Genomic DNA, 14,115 nt, shown 5'->3' on the forward strand with positions numbered 1-14,115 from the left:
TCAACATGGAGCAGGCGTTCTTTCTGCAATATTTGCTGGAATTCTTATTCCACTTGACGAAATCGATGAGTTGATTTCTTTTGTGATTGAACACGTTTTCATTTTGTGACGGATAGATGAACGATCGCGCCGACAAGAAGACCGCCCGAGCCACCGCAGACCAGGTGGCACGCGAGGCCAATGTTTCAAGGGTGGCGGTATCGCGGGCCTTCAACCCGAACGCGTCGCTGAAGCCGGAAAAGCGCGATCGCATTCTTCAGATCGCCCGCGAGCTGAACTACACGCCCGACATGGCGGCGCGCTCGCTGGTTACCGGCCGCTCGCACCTTGTCGGCATGATCGTGCCGGATGTCTGCAGCCCCTGGGAAAGCCAGGAGATCGACGCACTGACCACCGCACTGCAGGCGGAAGGTTTCGCGACGCTGCTCTTCAAGGCCAAGGCCGATTTCAGCATGGATCCGCGGCTGCTCACCTATATGCGCGGCTTCAACCCGGATTCGGTGATTGCATTTACCGAGAACATCCTGCCGGACGTGCTCTGCGGCTTTCTCGACCGCGCCGTGCCGATCTACGTGATCTACGACGACGTCGCGCAGTTTGCGGGGGCTGCCTCCGGAACGCTCTATGACCGGCTGCTCGTGCGCCAGAAGAACGGCATCGAGCAGGCGGTGGCGCTGCTGCAGGGCTATGGCGCACGCCGCATCGCCTATCTCGGCGGCAAGGCGCAGTCGCTCGCCAATGCCGAGCGCGAGCGGACGCTGAAGGAGACACTGTCCGAGCGCGGCATGGATGCGCCGATCGTGCTTTCGGGCGACTATACCTACGACACCGCCTACCAGGCGACGCTTGATCTTTTCCGGATCGGTGACGGTGCCGACGCGATCTTCGCCGCCAACGACGTCGGCGCCTTCGGCGCGATCGATGCCCTGCGCCATGAGCTCGGCCTTTCCGTGCCCGAGGACGTCAAGGTCGTCGGCTTCGACGACATCCCGCAGGCGCACTGGAAGAGCTACAACCTCACCACCGTGCGCATCGACCTTGACGAGCGCGTCCGTGCGCTCGTCCGCCTGATCCTCATGCGGCTCAGGGCACCCGATGCCGAGCCGTTCACCGAGACACTCAATACCCGCCTGATCGTGCGGGGCACCGTCGGCTGAAGGTAATGGACATGACCGAAAAACGCATCCACGTCGTCTTCAAGACCCATCTCGATATCGGCTTTACCGATCATTCGGAGAAGATCCGCCAGCAATATCACGAGCGCTTCATTCCGCAGGCGATCGAGACCGGAGCGCATTTCCACAACGAGAACCCGGATGAGCCGATGTTCATCTGGACGACCGGCGCCTGGCTGATCTGGGACCACTTGCATTCGCGTTCGAAGCAGGAGGTCGCGCGGCTGGAGCAGGCGATCGGGCGCGGCCTGATCCGCTGGCACGCGCTTCCCTTCACCACCCATACGGAGCTGATGTCGCCGGACCTCTTCCGCGCCGGACTTTCCTACGCGCAGGAACTCGATCGCCGCTTCGGCCTGAAGACCACCGCTGCGAAAATGACCGACGTGCCGGGCCATACGCTTGGCATGGTGCCGCTGCTTGCTGAGGCCGGCGTGCGCTTCCTGCATATCGGCGTCAACTCCGCCTCGCCGCCGCCGGAGATTCCAGACATTTTCTGCTGGCGGGCGCCCGGCGGCGAGGAAATCGTGGTCATGTACCAGCGCTCCTATGGCGAAACCTATTTTCCAGAAGGCCTTTCGGACGGGCTGAGCTTTGCCCATACCAGCGACAACATCGGGCCGCAGAGCGTATCGCAGACCGCCGAGGCCTACCGCGAGATCCTGAAGCACGAGCCGGGCGCCACCGTGCGCGCCGCGACGCTTGAGGATTACGGCGCATTGATATGGGAGGCGCGCGAGCGTTTTCCCGTGGTGGAGAAAGAGCTGGGAGACAGCTGGATCCACGGCAGCGGCACCGACCCGGAAAAGATCGCTCGGTATCTCGCCCTGCAGCGTCTCTATGATCGTTTCGCCGAAGAGCGCATGACGGCTAGCCGGCAGGCCTTCGGGCGCAAGCTGACGCTGGTGGCCGAGCACACCTGCGGCGTCGATATCAAATCGTTCCTGCGCGACGAAAAGGCCTGGGCGCGTCCCGCCTTCGAGGCAGCGCGTAACGCCGACCCGCGCTTTCAATATACGGAGGCGTCGTGGCGGGAGCAGCGCGCCTATCTCGACCAGGCGGTCGCGGAGCTGGATGGCGAAGATCGTGCGCGCGCTGAAGCTGCGCTTGCCGATCTTGCGATCCCCGCGCCGCCCGAATCTGCCAATGTTGCCGCGCGACTTGAAGTCGGCGGCTGGATCATCGACCTCGATCCGTCAACGGGCGACGTCGCCGCGCTGACGGCGCCCGACGGCCGTACGATCCGCGGCGCCAACGGCTCGCTGATCGCCTACCGCTACGAAAGCTATGACGCGAGCGATGTCCGCCGTCACATGGACACTTATCTGACCCAGTGGATGGATTGGGCGGTGCTCGACCATGACAAGCCCGGACTGGACAAGGTCGCGGAGGCCCGCTCGCAGGTCTATCGTCCCGAGCTTCGTGGCACGACTGCCACGTCCGTCCTTGCGGCCATGTCGGGTGAGGCGGTCAACCATCTCGGTGCGCCGGCCAAGATTGCACTGGAGTTCTCCGCCGTCGAGGGGGACCTCGATATCCGGCTGACGCTCTACGGCAAGAATGCCAACCGGATGCCGGAGGCGAGCTTCCTGTCGTTCACGCCGGAGGGACGCTCCGAATGGAGCGTGCGCAAGATGGGGCTTTGGCACGCGACCGATAATTTTGTCCGGGCCGGTGGCGCGCAATTGCAGGCGGTGACCGGTGTTCGAGGGCAAACGGTCGGCGGTGTGGAACTGACGGTCGAAAATCTCGACACGCCGCTGGTCGCGCCGCATTCATGGCCGTTCATGGCGTTCTGCAAGGAGCTGCCTGACTATTCTTCAGGCGTCCGCTTCAACATCCACAACAACAAATGGGGCACCAACTTCCCCATGTGGTGGGGCGGCGATTTCACCACGCGCTTCAAGATCGGTTTTGGCCGCAGCTGACTGAATGGTCAGCCGGGCACCGCGCTTGAGCGAAGCGACCGGCAAAAGTCTCCATCACGGCACCGATTATCCGGAGTGCGCTCCTGTCCCGGCTGATTGAAGGGGAGCGGCTTGCGCCGCGCCGCTCTCGTAAGGGGATGTCACGCCGGCGGCGTGACGGCGCAAATACCAGACATCGACGGGCAGCCTGCGTCCGGGAAGCGGGACATCGTTCTGTGTCAGCCAGTTGGCTGGTGGCACAGGCGCCCGAAGGCGTGCCATCAGCGCTGCAGACACCACCAGCGGAGCATCAAGTGCCTTTGACAGGCTCTCCAGCCGTTGGCCGACATTGACGGCGTCACCGATGACGGTGAATTCGCTGTGGCAGCCGCTGTCGAGAACGCCGCCGACCACCTTGCCATAGTGCAGGCCGATGCCGGCACAGAGCGCCGGGTGGCCATTTCTAGCGTTGTGGTTCTTCCAGTCGTTGAGGGCATCGACGAGATCGAGCGCGCAGGCCATCGCCCGATCGGCGTCGTCGTCCGTCGGCCTTGGCTGGCCGAAGACGGCCATCACGCCGTCGCCGATGAATTTGTCGACCGTGCCGCCATGCTCGAAGATCGTTTGCGAGACGAGCTGGCGATATTCGGCGAGAACGAAGGCGAGCTCCGGGGCGGGTGCGGTCTCGGCGAAAAGGGTGAAGTCGCGCAGGTCGACGAACATGATCGCCGCGTCGCGGCGCTCAAGACCAAGCGCATCGCCCTTCTCCTGCAGTGCCGAGACAACGAGTGGCGAGAAGAACCGGGAGAGGTTCTGGCGCCGTTGATCGGCCTTCAGCGCCTCCTTGCGGGTGCGGTCGTGATCGCGCGCCAGCAGATAGATGGCAAAGGCGGTGAAGCCGAAGCTGACGGTCAGGCCGAGATCCTGGTTGAAGAACGACCCGAGCAGGGAAAGGGTGCCGGCCGCCTGATGCCGCGCTGCGGTCGTTGCGAGCATCGCCACCCAGGCGACGAGCACGATGCCTGAAAAGATGAGAACGAGCCTGCGCTCAAGTTTCAGCCCGACATGGACCAGCAGGATAAAGGCGACCACCAGGCTGGTGGTCGTCAGGTTGTGGTTTTCCGTCACCGGTCCGGCGAGGATATGGGCATAAAGCAAGAGCGCAACCAGCAACGCGTCGAGGATGACAAAGCATGTCTTCAGCCGCGAGCGTCCGGGTAGATAGCGGGCTGTGGCAACGGAGGCGACGCTGATCGCCAGGTAGCTGGCGACGACAATCCAGTGCATGTGCTCGGCGCCTTCGTTGCCACCGAGCAAAAGGTTGGCGAGCAGGATCGCGAAGGCGACGAAACGAAGCAGGATCGAGCGCATTTCGCGGGCGAAGTCCCAATGCGGGTGTAGTGAAGACGTCATGCCTGTCGGCCCCGAGATTTGAAACATCCTGCCCCCGCACAAGCGCAACAGTCGCTGCCGCATGTCAGCCTCCTGACAGTCGATTCGCGTCTATTCTGTGGCGTCGCACCATGGTGCTCTTCTCCAACTGCCGGGGCGGGATTGGTTCTAGGGGTTCCAACGATGGCAAGGTCAAGGGGCTCGGGAGTTTCTCATCCGTCGCCCCTCGGGTTCGTCGGCTGGCATCCGACGCGGTCGCCTGCAACCCTATCCGTTCAACGCCGCACCCTCTTGCAAGCCAGGTGAGCCTGACGGCTTCGTCGCCAGCCAGAAGAGCAGCGAAACAAGGCTGATCGCCGCGCCCATCAGGCAGACGCCATTCCATCCCGCATGCGCGTAGGCGACCGTCGAGAAGGATGATCCAGCGGCACTGCCGAGCGAATAGAACAGCATATAGGCCGCCGTCAGCCGGTTCTGCGCTTCCGGGCGAACGCGATAGATCAGCGCCTGGTTTGCGACGTGGACTGCTTGCAGGCCGAAGTCGAGCACGAGGACACCGGCGATGAGCCACAGAAGCGAGTGGTCCAGCAACGAGATCGGCAGCCAGGCAAACAACATCAGTGCCAGCGCAATTCCCGTCGTCGCCTGGCCGAAACCCCGGTCCGTCCATCGTCCGGCGCGCGACGCGGCCAGTGCGCCGGCAACGCCGGCGAGACCGAAGAGTCCGACCTGGCTATGCGACAGGGAAAAGGGTGGTGCGCTCAGCGGCAGAACGAGCGGCGTCAGCAGCGTTGTCACATTGGCAAAGATCAACAAAGCGAGCACGCCGCGCGTGCGCAGTACCGGCTCATCGACGATCAGCTTGAAGGTGGAGGCGACAAGGCGGAGATAGCCGAGCCTTTCCGACGCCTTCGTTTGTTGCGGCAGAAGCTTGTAAAGCAGGCCCGTGATCAGAAGCGTTAAAATGCCGGACAGGAGATAGACCGATCGCCAGCCCGCAAGGTCGGTCAGGAAACCGGCCACGGCGCGGGCAGAGAGGATGCCGATCACGATGCCGCTGGTGACGAACCCGACAACCTGGCCGCGTTCGGATGGTCGAGACAGGCTGGCGGCATAGGCGACGAAGGCCTGCGTCAGCACGGCCAGCATGCCGACAGAGGCGATCGAAGCCATCAGGACAGCGGCGCTGCTGGCGAGTGACACGAGGCCGAGGGCCGCGGCCGAAAGCAGCGACTGGACGAGAATGACCTTGCGGCGATCGAAAAGGTCGCCGAGCGGAACAAGCAGGATCAGGCCGAGAGCGTAGCCGAGCTGCGTCGCGCCGACGATCAGGCCGGCACTGGTTGTCGAAAGATCGAGATCTGCCGCCATCACGTCCAGCAACGGGTGGGCAAAATAGGCGTTGGCGACGGCAAGCCCGGCCGCAAAGGCAAACAGGGTCAACATCGGGCGCGTCGGTTGCGCTGCCGTGAGAGCGCTGGCGTCAGGACGCACGTCATCGTTTGCGGGGCCGCGCGGCGCCGCAGGAACTCTGCCATCCATTGGACTTCTTCCTCAGGTTAGTTTTATAATGAAACCAAATTGAGAATTGCCGATTTGGTTTCATTATGCAACCAAATTATTGGAAGGTGGGGTGAGTGCCATGGTGGCGCGCAGACGGCTCAAGGGAGACTATTGCCCGAGCGCCCGGTCACTGGACGCGATCGGCGACTGGTGGTCGCTGCTGATCGTGCGCGATGCGTTCGACGATGTCAGGCGCTTCAGCGATTTTCAAAAGAGCCTTGGCATCGCCAAGAACATCCTGACGGATCGCCTGCGCACGCTCGTTGAGCGTGGCATTCTCGAAACGGTTCCCGTCGGAGAAGCAAAGGCAAGGGTCGAATACCAGCTGACGCCCATGGGGCGCGACCTTTTTCCGGTCATGGTCGCGTTGCGTCAGTTCGGCGAAAGGCATCTTTTCATGCCTGGCGAAGAGCGTTCGCTGTTGGTCGAACGGGAAACGGGACAGCCCGTGAGGCTTGACATCCGCACGCAGGACGGCCGGCCGATCGATGCTGCGGAGACGGTACTGATCAAGGTGCCCGAAGACTGAAGGCGGGGCGATACGGACACGCGCCATCGCAAAGGTCCTGATGGCATCGGTTGTGCCAGATGCCGCCTTGCATCAAGGCCGTTGTGACGACTGCTGCCGGCCTTCCTCTTTGCCCCCGGCATCTACGTAGAATGACGTATGTGCAGTGCAGCGAGACTGCCTGATGATCCCTCGAAGCAACGGCTCAAAAGCACGAAGGCCGCACTGCTTTTAGAACGAGAGGGGTTCAATCAGATGACTATCAGGGCAAGCATCACCGGCGCATTCCTCGCAGCCGTCCTGTCTACGACGGCATTCAACGGCGCATTTGCGGCCGACGACACGATCAAGGTCGGCATCCTGCATTCGCTCTCCGGCACCATGGCGATCTCCGAGACGACGCTCAAGGACGCCATGCTGATGCTGATCGACGAGCAGAACAAGAAGGGCGGCCTGCTCGGCAAGAAGCTCGAAGCCGTCGTCGTCGATCCGGCGTCCGACTGGCCGCTCTTTGCCGAAAAGGCGCGCGAACTGATCTCGGTCGACAAGGTCTCGGCGGTCTTCGGCTGCTGGACATCGGTGTCGCGCAAGTCGGTGCTGCCGGTTTTTGAAGAACTGAACTCGATCCTCTTCTACCCCGTCCAGTACGAAGGCGAAGAAAGCCAGCGCAACGTCTTCTACACCGGCGCTGCCCCGAACCAGCAGGCGATCCCGGCCGTCGACTACCTGATGGAAAACGAAAGCGTCGAGCGCTGGGTTCTTGCCGGTACCGACTATGTCTATCCGCGCACGACCAACAAGATCCTCGAAGCCTATCTGATCTCCAAGGGCGTGAAGCCCGAGGACATCATGATCAACTACACGCCGTTCGGCCATTCGGACTGGCAGACGATCGTGTCCGACATCAAGAAGTTCGGTTCGGCCGGCAAGAAGACCGCCGTCGTCTCGACCATCAATGGCGACGCCAACGTGCCGTTCTACAAGGAACTGGCAAACCAGGGCGTCAAGGCGGAGGACATTCCGGTCGTCGCCTTCTCCGTCGGCGAAGAGGAACTTGCCGGCCTCGATACCACGCCGCTCGTCGGGCATCTTGCCGCCTGGAACTACTTTCAGTCGGTCGACACACCGGCCAATGCCGAGTTCATCAAGACCTGGAAGGCCTATACCAAGAACGACAAGCGCGTGACCAACGACCCGATGGAAGCGCATTACATCGGCTTCAACATGTGGCTGAAGGCGGTCGAAAAGGCCGGCACGACCGAGACGGACAAGGTTCTCGACGCGATGATCGGCGTGTCCGTGCCGAACCTTTCGGGCGGCTATTCGACGATGATGCCGAACCACCACATCACCAAGCCGGTGCTCATCGGCGAAATCCAGGGCGATGGCCAGTTCGAGACCGTGTGGGAAACGCCCGGCCTCGTCGTCGGCGACGAATGGTCCGACTATCTTCCGGACTCCAAGGACCTGATCTCCGATTGGCGCGCGCCGATGTCCTGCGGCAACTTCAACGTCGCCACCGGCAAGTGCGGCGGCAAGGGCTCCTGATTTCATCACCTAGTCTTAAGCCGGGCGGGCTCCCCGCCCGGACAATGCTTGCATGACGAAACCCTAGGCAAGCATGCCCTTCGTTCGGCGGCGCGCACGAACGAAGGGAGCCTGTCTTTTGCCACGCGAGATTCCTTTCGCGTGGAAGGCCGAACCCGTGCCCAAGACCCGATTGAGAGGGGCGATGTACCGAATTCTGCAGACCTTGCTTGTTGCGCTCAGCCTGGTGATCTCAGCCTATGTGGTCGGGGTCCGTGCGGCGGACGACCTTGGTGCGCTGGTCGATCAGCTCGGTGCGGCGAAACTCTCGGAAATGGACGACCGTATCTCGGCGCTTGCAAGGACCGGCGACGCAAAGGTCGTGCCGGTGCTCGAGGCACTCGGCGAGGGCGAACTCTACCAGCGGAAATCCGATAGCAAGGTCTTCCTGGTCAAATCGACGGGTGCGGACCTCCAGCTCGTCGACCCGGTCACCGGGGCGGACGCCGGCACTGTGCCGAAGGCGGCCATGCAGAAGGTGAAGGTCAACAACGCCGTCCGGCGCGCGGTTCGAAGCGCGCTTGGCGGCCTGACGCTGTTCAGCGAAGACACAGGCGCAAGGCTGAAGGCGGCGCAATCCATGCTGCAGACGCCGACCGCCGAGGCACTGGCGCCGATCGAGACGGCGCTTGCCGCGGAGAAGGATGCGACTGTTCGCCAGGTTCTGGACGAAGCCCGCGCCGTTACGCTTCTGATCTCGCAGCGGGGAGACGACGAAAAGCGCGCGGCAATCGCGCTGCTTTCGCAGACCAACGGACGCACCGGTCTTGCCGTGCTCACCTCGGCACTCGCCGGCGCCGATGCTTCGCTGAAACCCGATATCGAAGCGGCGATCGATCAGATCGAACAGAGGCAGGCTCTTTGGAGTGCCGGCCAGAACGTCTGGTACGGCCTGTCGCTCGGCTCTGTCCTCTTGCTGGCCGCGATCGGCCTTGCCATCACCTTCGGGGTCATGGGCATTATCAACATGGCCCATGGCGAGATGGTCATGCTCGGCGCCTATACGACCTTTCTGGTGCAGGAGGTCATACGCAGCTCCTATCCTGAGCTTTTCGACTGGTCGCTGGCAATTGCCCTGCCGCTTGCCTTCCTTGCGACCGGTGCTGTTGGTCTCGCGATCGAGCGCGGCGTCATCCGCTTTCTCTATGGCCGTCCGCTCGAAACGCTGCTTGCCACATGGGGCAGCTCGCTGATCCTGCAACAGGCAGTGCGCTCAATCTTCGGGCCAACCAACCGCGAGGTCGGCAATCCCTCCTGGATGTCCGGCGCCTTCGAGCTTGGCGGGCTGACGATCACCTGGAACCGGTTGTGGATCATCGTCTTTGCCCTGGCCGTGTTTGCAGCCCTCTTGTTCCTGCTCAAAAGGACGTCGATGGGGCTGAGAATGCGCGCCGTCACCCAGAACCGGCGCATGGCGTCCTCAATGGGCATCCGCACGCCATGGGTCGATGCGCTCACCTTCGCGCTCGGTTCCGGCATCGCCGGCATGGCCGGCGTCGCGCTCTCGCAGATCGACAATGTCTCGCCCAATCTCGGCCAGGGCTACATCATCGACAGCTTCATGGTCGTGGTCTTCGGTGGCGTCGGCAATCTCTGGGGAACGCTCGTCGGCGCCTTCTCGCTCGGCATCCTCAACAAGTTCCTCGAACCCTATGCCGGCGCCGTGCTCGGCAAGATCCTCGTGCTGGTGCTGATCATCCTGTTCATCCAGAAGAAACCGCGCGGGCTCTTTGCACTCAAGGGAAGGGCGGTAGAGGCATGATCACCTCGTTTCTGATGAAATCGATGGATCGCAGCATCGTCGTCGTCGTGGCGATCCTTCTTGGCCTGGCGGTTCTCGTTCCGGCGCTCAACCTCCTGACGCCTCCCGACCATCCGCTCCACGTGCCGACCTATCTGGTCTCGCTGTTCGGCAAGTACCTCACCTATGCTCTGCTGGCGCTGGCGCTCGATCTCGTCTGGGGCTTCTGCGGCATCCTTTCGCTTGGGCATGCGGCCTTCTTCGCGCTCGGCGGCTATGCCATGGGCATGTACCTGATGCGCCAGATCGGTGCGCGCGGTTCCTACGGCAATCCGCTGCTGCCCGATTTCATGGTCTTCCTCAACTGGAAGGAACTGCCCTGGTTCTGGCATGGCTTCGACATGTTCTGGTTTGCCGCCCTCATGGTGGTGCTGGTCCCGGGGCTGCTTGCCTTCGTCTTCGGCTGGTTTGCCTTCCGCTCGCGCGTCAACGGCGTCTATCTGTCGATCATCACCCAGGCGATGACCTATGCGCTGCTGCTTGCCTTCTTCCGCAACGACATGGGTTTTGGTGGCAACAACGGGCTCACCGACTTCAAGGACATCCTCGGCTTCAATATCCAGGCGGATGGAACGCGCGCGACGCTGTTTGCCGCCTCGGCCCTGATGCTGGCGCTCTGCCTGATCCTGACCGCGGCAATCGTGCGCTCCAAATACGGCAAGGTTCTCATTGCCGTCCGTGATGCCGAAAGCCGGACGCGTTTCCTCGGCTACCGCGTCGAGCACATCAAGCTCTTCGCCTTCACCGTCTCGGCGATGATGGCGGGCATTGCCGGCGCGCTCTACGTGCCGCAGGTGGGCATCATCAATCCCGGCGAGTTTGAGCCCGGAAACTCGATCGAGGTGGTGATCTGGACGGCCGTCGGCGGCCGCGGCACGCTGATCGGCCCGATCGTCGGCGCCATCCTCGTCAACGGTGGCAAGAGCATCTTCACGGCGGCGTTCCCGGAGTTCTGGCTCTTCGCACTCGGCGGCCTGTTCGTGCTCGTCACCTTGTTCCTGCCGAAGGGCGTCGTCGGCACGGCCGGCGCCTATCTGGCCCGCCGGCGTCAGGAACGCCAGGCGCGGGCGGCGGAAACTCCGGCAACCGATCTTGCCGGCGAACCCATGGCGGCGGAGTAAACGAAATGAACCAGACCATCGGCCAGAGCAAGCCCACAAGCCTTCTCTACCTCGACGGCGTCTCTGTCTCCTTCGACGGCTTCAAGGCGCTGAACGCGCTCTCCTTCGTCGTCGAGCCGGGCGAGCTTCGCGCGATCATCGGCCCGAACGGCGCCGGCAAGACGACGATGATGGACATCATCACCGGAAAGACGCGGCCTGACGAAGGGCAGGTGTTCTTCAAGGGGCAGATCGATCTGACCAAAAAGGACGAAGCCGAGATCGCATCGCTCGGGATCGGCCGCAAGTTCCAGAAGCCGACCGTCTTTGAAAGCCACACGGTGTGGGACAATCTCGAACTCGCCCTGAACCGCAAGCGCGGGGTATTTCCGACGCTCTTCTACCGCCTGACTCACGAGGACAAGGCGCGCATCGAGGAGATCCTTGCGACCATCCGCATGGCGTCGCGCCGAGACGATCTCGCGGCCAATCTTTCGCACGGCCAGAAGCAATGGCTGGAGATAGGCATGCTGCTCGCCCAGGAGCCCGAGTTGCTGCTCGTCGACGAGCCGGTCGCCGGCATGACGGATGCGGAAACCGCCGAGACCGCCGTTTTGCTCAAGGAGATCGCCAAGACCCGTTCCGTCGTCGTCGTCGAGCACGACATGGGCTTCATCCGCGAGCTGGGCGTCAAGGTGACCTGCCTTGCCGAAGGCTCGGTGCTGGCGGAAGGGTCGATCGATTTCGTCAGCAACGACCAAAAAGTAATCGAGAACTATCTTGGCCGGTGATGTCTCGTCCCGGAAATCGTTGAGGAGGGCGCGTCATGCTCAGCGTCGAAAACGTCAATCTTCACTACGGTGCCGCGCAAGCGTTGCGCAATGTGTCGATCACGGCCGAAATGGGCCGGATCACCTGCGTGCTCGGTCGCAACGGCGTCGGCAAGTCGAGTCTGCTTCGGGCGATCACCGGCCAGCATCCGGTCAGCGCCGGCGCAATCGGCTTCAACGGCGTCGCGCTCGGCGGTATGGCGCCCTATCGTCGGGCAAAAGAAGGCATCGGCTACGTTCCGCAAGGGCGTGAAATCTTCCCGCTGCTTTCGGTCAGGGAAAACTTGGAGACCGGTTATGCGCCGCTGAAGCGTGGCGACCGCTCGATACCGGAAGACGTCTTCAACCTGTTTCCGGTTTTGCGTTCTATGTTGGGCCGCCGCGGCGGTGATCTCTCCGGTGGCCAGCAGCAGCAGCTGGCGATCGGCCGGGCGTTGGTCACACGGCCGAAAATCCTCGTGCTCGACGAACCGACGGAAGGCATCCAGCCCTCGATCATCAAGGATATCGGCCGGGCGATCCGCTATCTCAGGGACTCGACCGGCATGGCCATCCTTCTGGTCGAGCAATATCTCGACTTCTGCCGGGAACTCGCCGACCACGTCTACATCATGGACCGCGGCGCCGTGGTTCACGAAGGCCCACCGGAAACGCTGGATACGATCGAGGCGCGACGTCACCTCACGGTGTGACGGCGCTTTTGTCCGGGGAAAAGCGTCGCCAAAGTGACCGCTGCTTGCGTTCGCCTGTTCGAAACAGACGTCATCGCACCCGACGTTTACGACACCTGTGAGCGGCGAAAACGCCGCTCTGCCATAAAAGCGCCAACTAAAATCACTAAATCTATGCAGTAACTGACGTAATTTGTTGAGAATGGTGCAGTTTGGGTGTAGGACATCCTAAGCGAAAGTGTGCGGCCGCCACAACCCGTTGTCTCCGGTGAACGCCGCGAGCATCGGACTTGTGGCGGCCTTCCTTGTTCAGGAAAGCGAAGTGACATGTTGACCAAAAAAGGAAAATACGGGCTCAAGGCCCTTGTCGACCTGGCTCAACTGGAGCCCGGAGAGACCGCCTTCATCACCGAGATCGCCACGCGGAACAATATTCCGAAGAAGTTCCTGGACGCGATCCTGCTTGAATTGCGCAATGCCGGCATCCTGCGATCGAAGAAGGGCCCGGGCGGCGGCTATTCCCTGTCCCGACCGGCATCAGACATCCGCATCGGCCAGGTCATCCGCACGCTGGATGGCCCGCTCGCGCCGATCCGCTGTGCCAGCCGCACCGCGTTCGAGGCATGCGACGACTGCGCCGACCCGGTCAACTGTCATGTGCGCAAGTCGATGAGCGACGTGCGCGACGCCATCGCCTCGATCCTCGACAACATGACGCTTGCCCAGTTTGCGGCCAACGACAACGGCTCGCAGATCGTGGCGTTGCGAGACGTGGAAGCCGGCTGATCCGCTTGACTGAGTTGGGCCGCACCGCTCGCGCGTCGGCGAGCGCTGCCGCGGCGTCTTCACAGCTTTCGGATGATCGCGGCTGCGGCGGGTGGCGCGATCAGTTGCAGCAGCCGCAACAGTTTTGTCTTTCCGACATGAATACGGCCCTTGCCGGGCGCAAGTGCGCTGACGATAGCGCTTGCCGCATCCGTCGCACGGATCTTGCCCCGTCCACGCCCCGCGGTCATCGCCGTATCGACAAGAGGCAGGACGACGTCGACTGATCTGACCGGCGTCGCGTGATTTTGGACCGCAAGCGCGTCCGAAAACATCCGCAACCCTGCCTTTGTGGCACTGTAGACGGCTGACGTCGTCTTCGGGTAGCTGGCAAGGGCCGAGCCGACATTGACGATGACGAACGGCTGCCCGGACCTCCCCGAAAGAAGCAATCGTGACAGCAAAATCGGCGCGAGAAGGTTTGTCTCAACCTCTGCCACGATCTCGTCGATGCCGTAGCGCGGGTCGTCGAAACGGATGTTATGCTGGATCGCCGCGTTGTTGATGAGACCGTCGATCGCTTCGCTCTTTGCCAGTTCTGATGTCCAGGCGATCAACCCGTCTCGGTCGCGAACATCAAGCGCATGCGTTTCGATCCGCCGGTTTTGGAGCGCCAACTCTTCCAGCCGGTGCCTGTCGCGGCCAAGCGCTATGACGCTGTGTCCCCCAAATGCCAGTTGCAGAGCGATTTCCCGGCCTATACCGGAGCTTGCCCCCGTGACGACGTAGCGTGCCATGTGATTTAATCCTGCGGTT

12 protein-coding genes are annotated in these 14,115 nt (G+C 62.3%); 9 read left to right on the forward strand and 3 right to left on the reverse strand.

Annotated features, from left to right (window positions below; all coding sequences use genetic code 11):
* Positions 1–116 precede the first annotated feature (116 nt).
* Positions 117–1,157, forward strand: coding sequence for a LacI family DNA-binding transcriptional regulator (locus tag VGO04_RS15800; RefSeq protein ID WP_327496911.1), 1,041 nt, complete (start codon positions 117–119; stop codon positions 1,155–1,157).
* Positions 1,158–1,168: 11 nt separating this feature from the next.
* The gene (locus VGO04_RS15805) at positions 1,169–3,103 is read left to right on the forward strand and encodes a DUF5054 domain-containing protein (protein WP_327496912.1); all 1,935 of its coding nucleotides are present in this window, start codon (positions 1,169–1,171) and stop codon (positions 3,101–3,103) included.
* A 66-nt stretch (positions 3,104–3,169) separates the two neighbouring features.
* Here the strand turns inward: VGO04_RS15805 and VGO04_RS15810 are convergent, their stop codons facing one another.
* A complete protein-coding gene (locus VGO04_RS15810) occupies positions 3,170–4,495 on the reverse strand; it encodes an adenylate/guanylate cyclase domain-containing protein (protein ID WP_327496913.1) in 1,326 nt (441 codons plus the stop codon).
* A gap of 246 nt (positions 4,496–4,741) precedes the next feature.
* Positions 4,742–6,016: an MFS transporter gene (locus VGO04_RS15815; protein ID WP_327496914.1), complete on the reverse strand. Its 1,275-nt coding sequence runs from the start codon at positions 6,014–6,016 to the stop codon at positions 4,742–4,744.
* A 100-nt stretch (positions 6,017–6,116) separates the two neighbouring features.
* Here VGO04_RS15815 and VGO04_RS15820 point away from each other — a divergent pair, with 100 nt between their 5' ends.
* From VGO04_RS15820 to VGO04_RS15850, 7 genes are all read left to right on the forward strand, one after another.
* Positions 6,117–6,566: a helix-turn-helix domain-containing protein gene (locus VGO04_RS15820; RefSeq protein ID WP_327496915.1), complete on the forward strand. Its 450-nt coding sequence runs from the start codon at positions 6,117–6,119 to the stop codon at positions 6,564–6,566.
* Between the two features lie 234 nt (positions 6,567–6,800).
* Positions 6,801–8,093 (forward strand): urea ABC transporter substrate-binding protein, encoded by a 1,293-nt coding sequence (gene urtA, locus VGO04_RS15825; protein WP_327496916.1) that lies wholly within the window; start codon positions 6,801–6,803, stop codon positions 8,091–8,093.
* Positions 8,094–8,277: 184 nt separating this feature from the next.
* Positions 8,278–9,894: an urea ABC transporter permease subunit UrtB gene (urtB, locus tag VGO04_RS15830; protein ID WP_327496917.1), complete on the forward strand. Its 1,617-nt coding sequence runs from the start codon at positions 8,278–8,280 to the stop codon at positions 9,892–9,894.
* Complete coding sequence (gene urtC / locus VGO04_RS15835; RefSeq protein ID WP_327496918.1) at positions 9,891–11,054, forward strand: urea ABC transporter permease subunit UrtC; 1,164 nt, start codon at positions 9,891–9,893, stop codon at positions 11,052–11,054. The genes urtB and urtC overlap by 4 nt, the downstream gene beginning before the upstream one ends.
* Positions 11,055–11,059: 5 nt before the next feature.
* Positions 11,060–11,824: an urea ABC transporter ATP-binding protein UrtD gene (gene urtD, locus VGO04_RS15840; RefSeq protein WP_327496919.1), complete on the forward strand. Its 765-nt coding sequence runs from the start codon at positions 11,060–11,062 to the stop codon at positions 11,822–11,824.
* A 35-nt stretch (positions 11,825–11,859) separates the two neighbouring features.
* Positions 11,860–12,555 (forward strand): urea ABC transporter ATP-binding subunit UrtE, encoded by a 696-nt coding sequence (gene urtE, locus VGO04_RS15845; protein ID WP_327496920.1) that lies wholly within the window; start codon positions 11,860–11,862, stop codon positions 12,553–12,555.
* Positions 12,556–12,861: 306 nt separating this feature from the next.
* Positions 12,862–13,320, forward strand: coding sequence for an Rrf2 family transcriptional regulator (locus VGO04_RS15850; protein WP_327496921.1), 459 nt, complete (start codon positions 12,862–12,864; stop codon positions 13,318–13,320).
* 59 nt (positions 13,321–13,379) lie between these two features.
* On the opposite strand, the gene VGO04_RS15855 is transcribed toward VGO04_RS15850, so the two are convergent.
* Positions 13,380–14,096, reverse strand: coding sequence for an SDR family NAD(P)-dependent oxidoreductase (locus VGO04_RS15855; protein WP_327496922.1), 717 nt, complete (start codon positions 14,094–14,096; stop codon positions 13,380–13,382).
* Between the last annotated feature and the right edge of the window lie 19 nt (positions 14,097–14,115).

The sequence above is a fragment of the Ensifer sp. genome (genome assembly GCF_035999185.1).
In the GTDB taxonomy this organism is placed as follows: Bacteria; Pseudomonadota; Alphaproteobacteria; order Rhizobiales; family Rhizobiaceae; genus Ensifer.

Excerpts from the sequence above, each read along its gene's own strand:
- VGO04_RS15800 (WP_327496911.1), top strand. The coding sequence starts at position 117 with ATGAACGATCGCGCCGACAAGAAGACCGCCCGAGCCACCGCAGACCAG.
- VGO04_RS15805 (WP_327496912.1), top strand. The coding sequence starts at position 1,169 with ATGACCGAAAAACGCATCCACGTCGTCTTCAAGACCCATCTCGATATC.
- VGO04_RS15810 (WP_327496913.1), bottom strand. The coding sequence starts at position 4,495 with ATGACGTCTTCACTACACCCGCATTGGGACTTCGCCCGCGAAATGCGC.
- VGO04_RS15815 (WP_327496914.1), bottom strand. The coding sequence starts at position 6,016 with ATGGATGGCAGAGTTCCTGCGGCGCCGCGCGGCCCCGCAAACGATGAC.
- VGO04_RS15820 (WP_327496915.1), top strand. The coding sequence starts at position 6,117 with ATGGTGGCGCGCAGACGGCTCAAGGGAGACTATTGCCCGAGCGCCCGG.
- urtA (WP_327496916.1), top strand. The coding sequence starts at position 6,801 with ATGACTATCAGGGCAAGCATCACCGGCGCATTCCTCGCAGCCGTCCTG.
- urtB (WP_327496917.1), top strand. The coding sequence starts at position 8,278 with ATGTACCGAATTCTGCAGACCTTGCTTGTTGCGCTCAGCCTGGTGATC.
- urtC (WP_327496918.1), top strand. The coding sequence starts at position 9,891 with ATGATCACCTCGTTTCTGATGAAATCGATGGATCGCAGCATCGTCGTC.
- urtD (WP_327496919.1), top strand. The coding sequence starts at position 11,060 with ATGAACCAGACCATCGGCCAGAGCAAGCCCACAAGCCTTCTCTACCTC.
- urtE (WP_327496920.1), top strand. The coding sequence starts at position 11,860 with ATGCTCAGCGTCGAAAACGTCAATCTTCACTACGGTGCCGCGCAAGCG.
- VGO04_RS15850 (WP_327496921.1), top strand. The coding sequence starts at position 12,862 with ATGTTGACCAAAAAAGGAAAATACGGGCTCAAGGCCCTTGTCGACCTG.
- VGO04_RS15855 (WP_327496922.1), bottom strand. The coding sequence starts at position 14,096 with ATGGCACGCTACGTCGTCACGGGGGCAAGCTCCGGTATAGGCCGGGAA.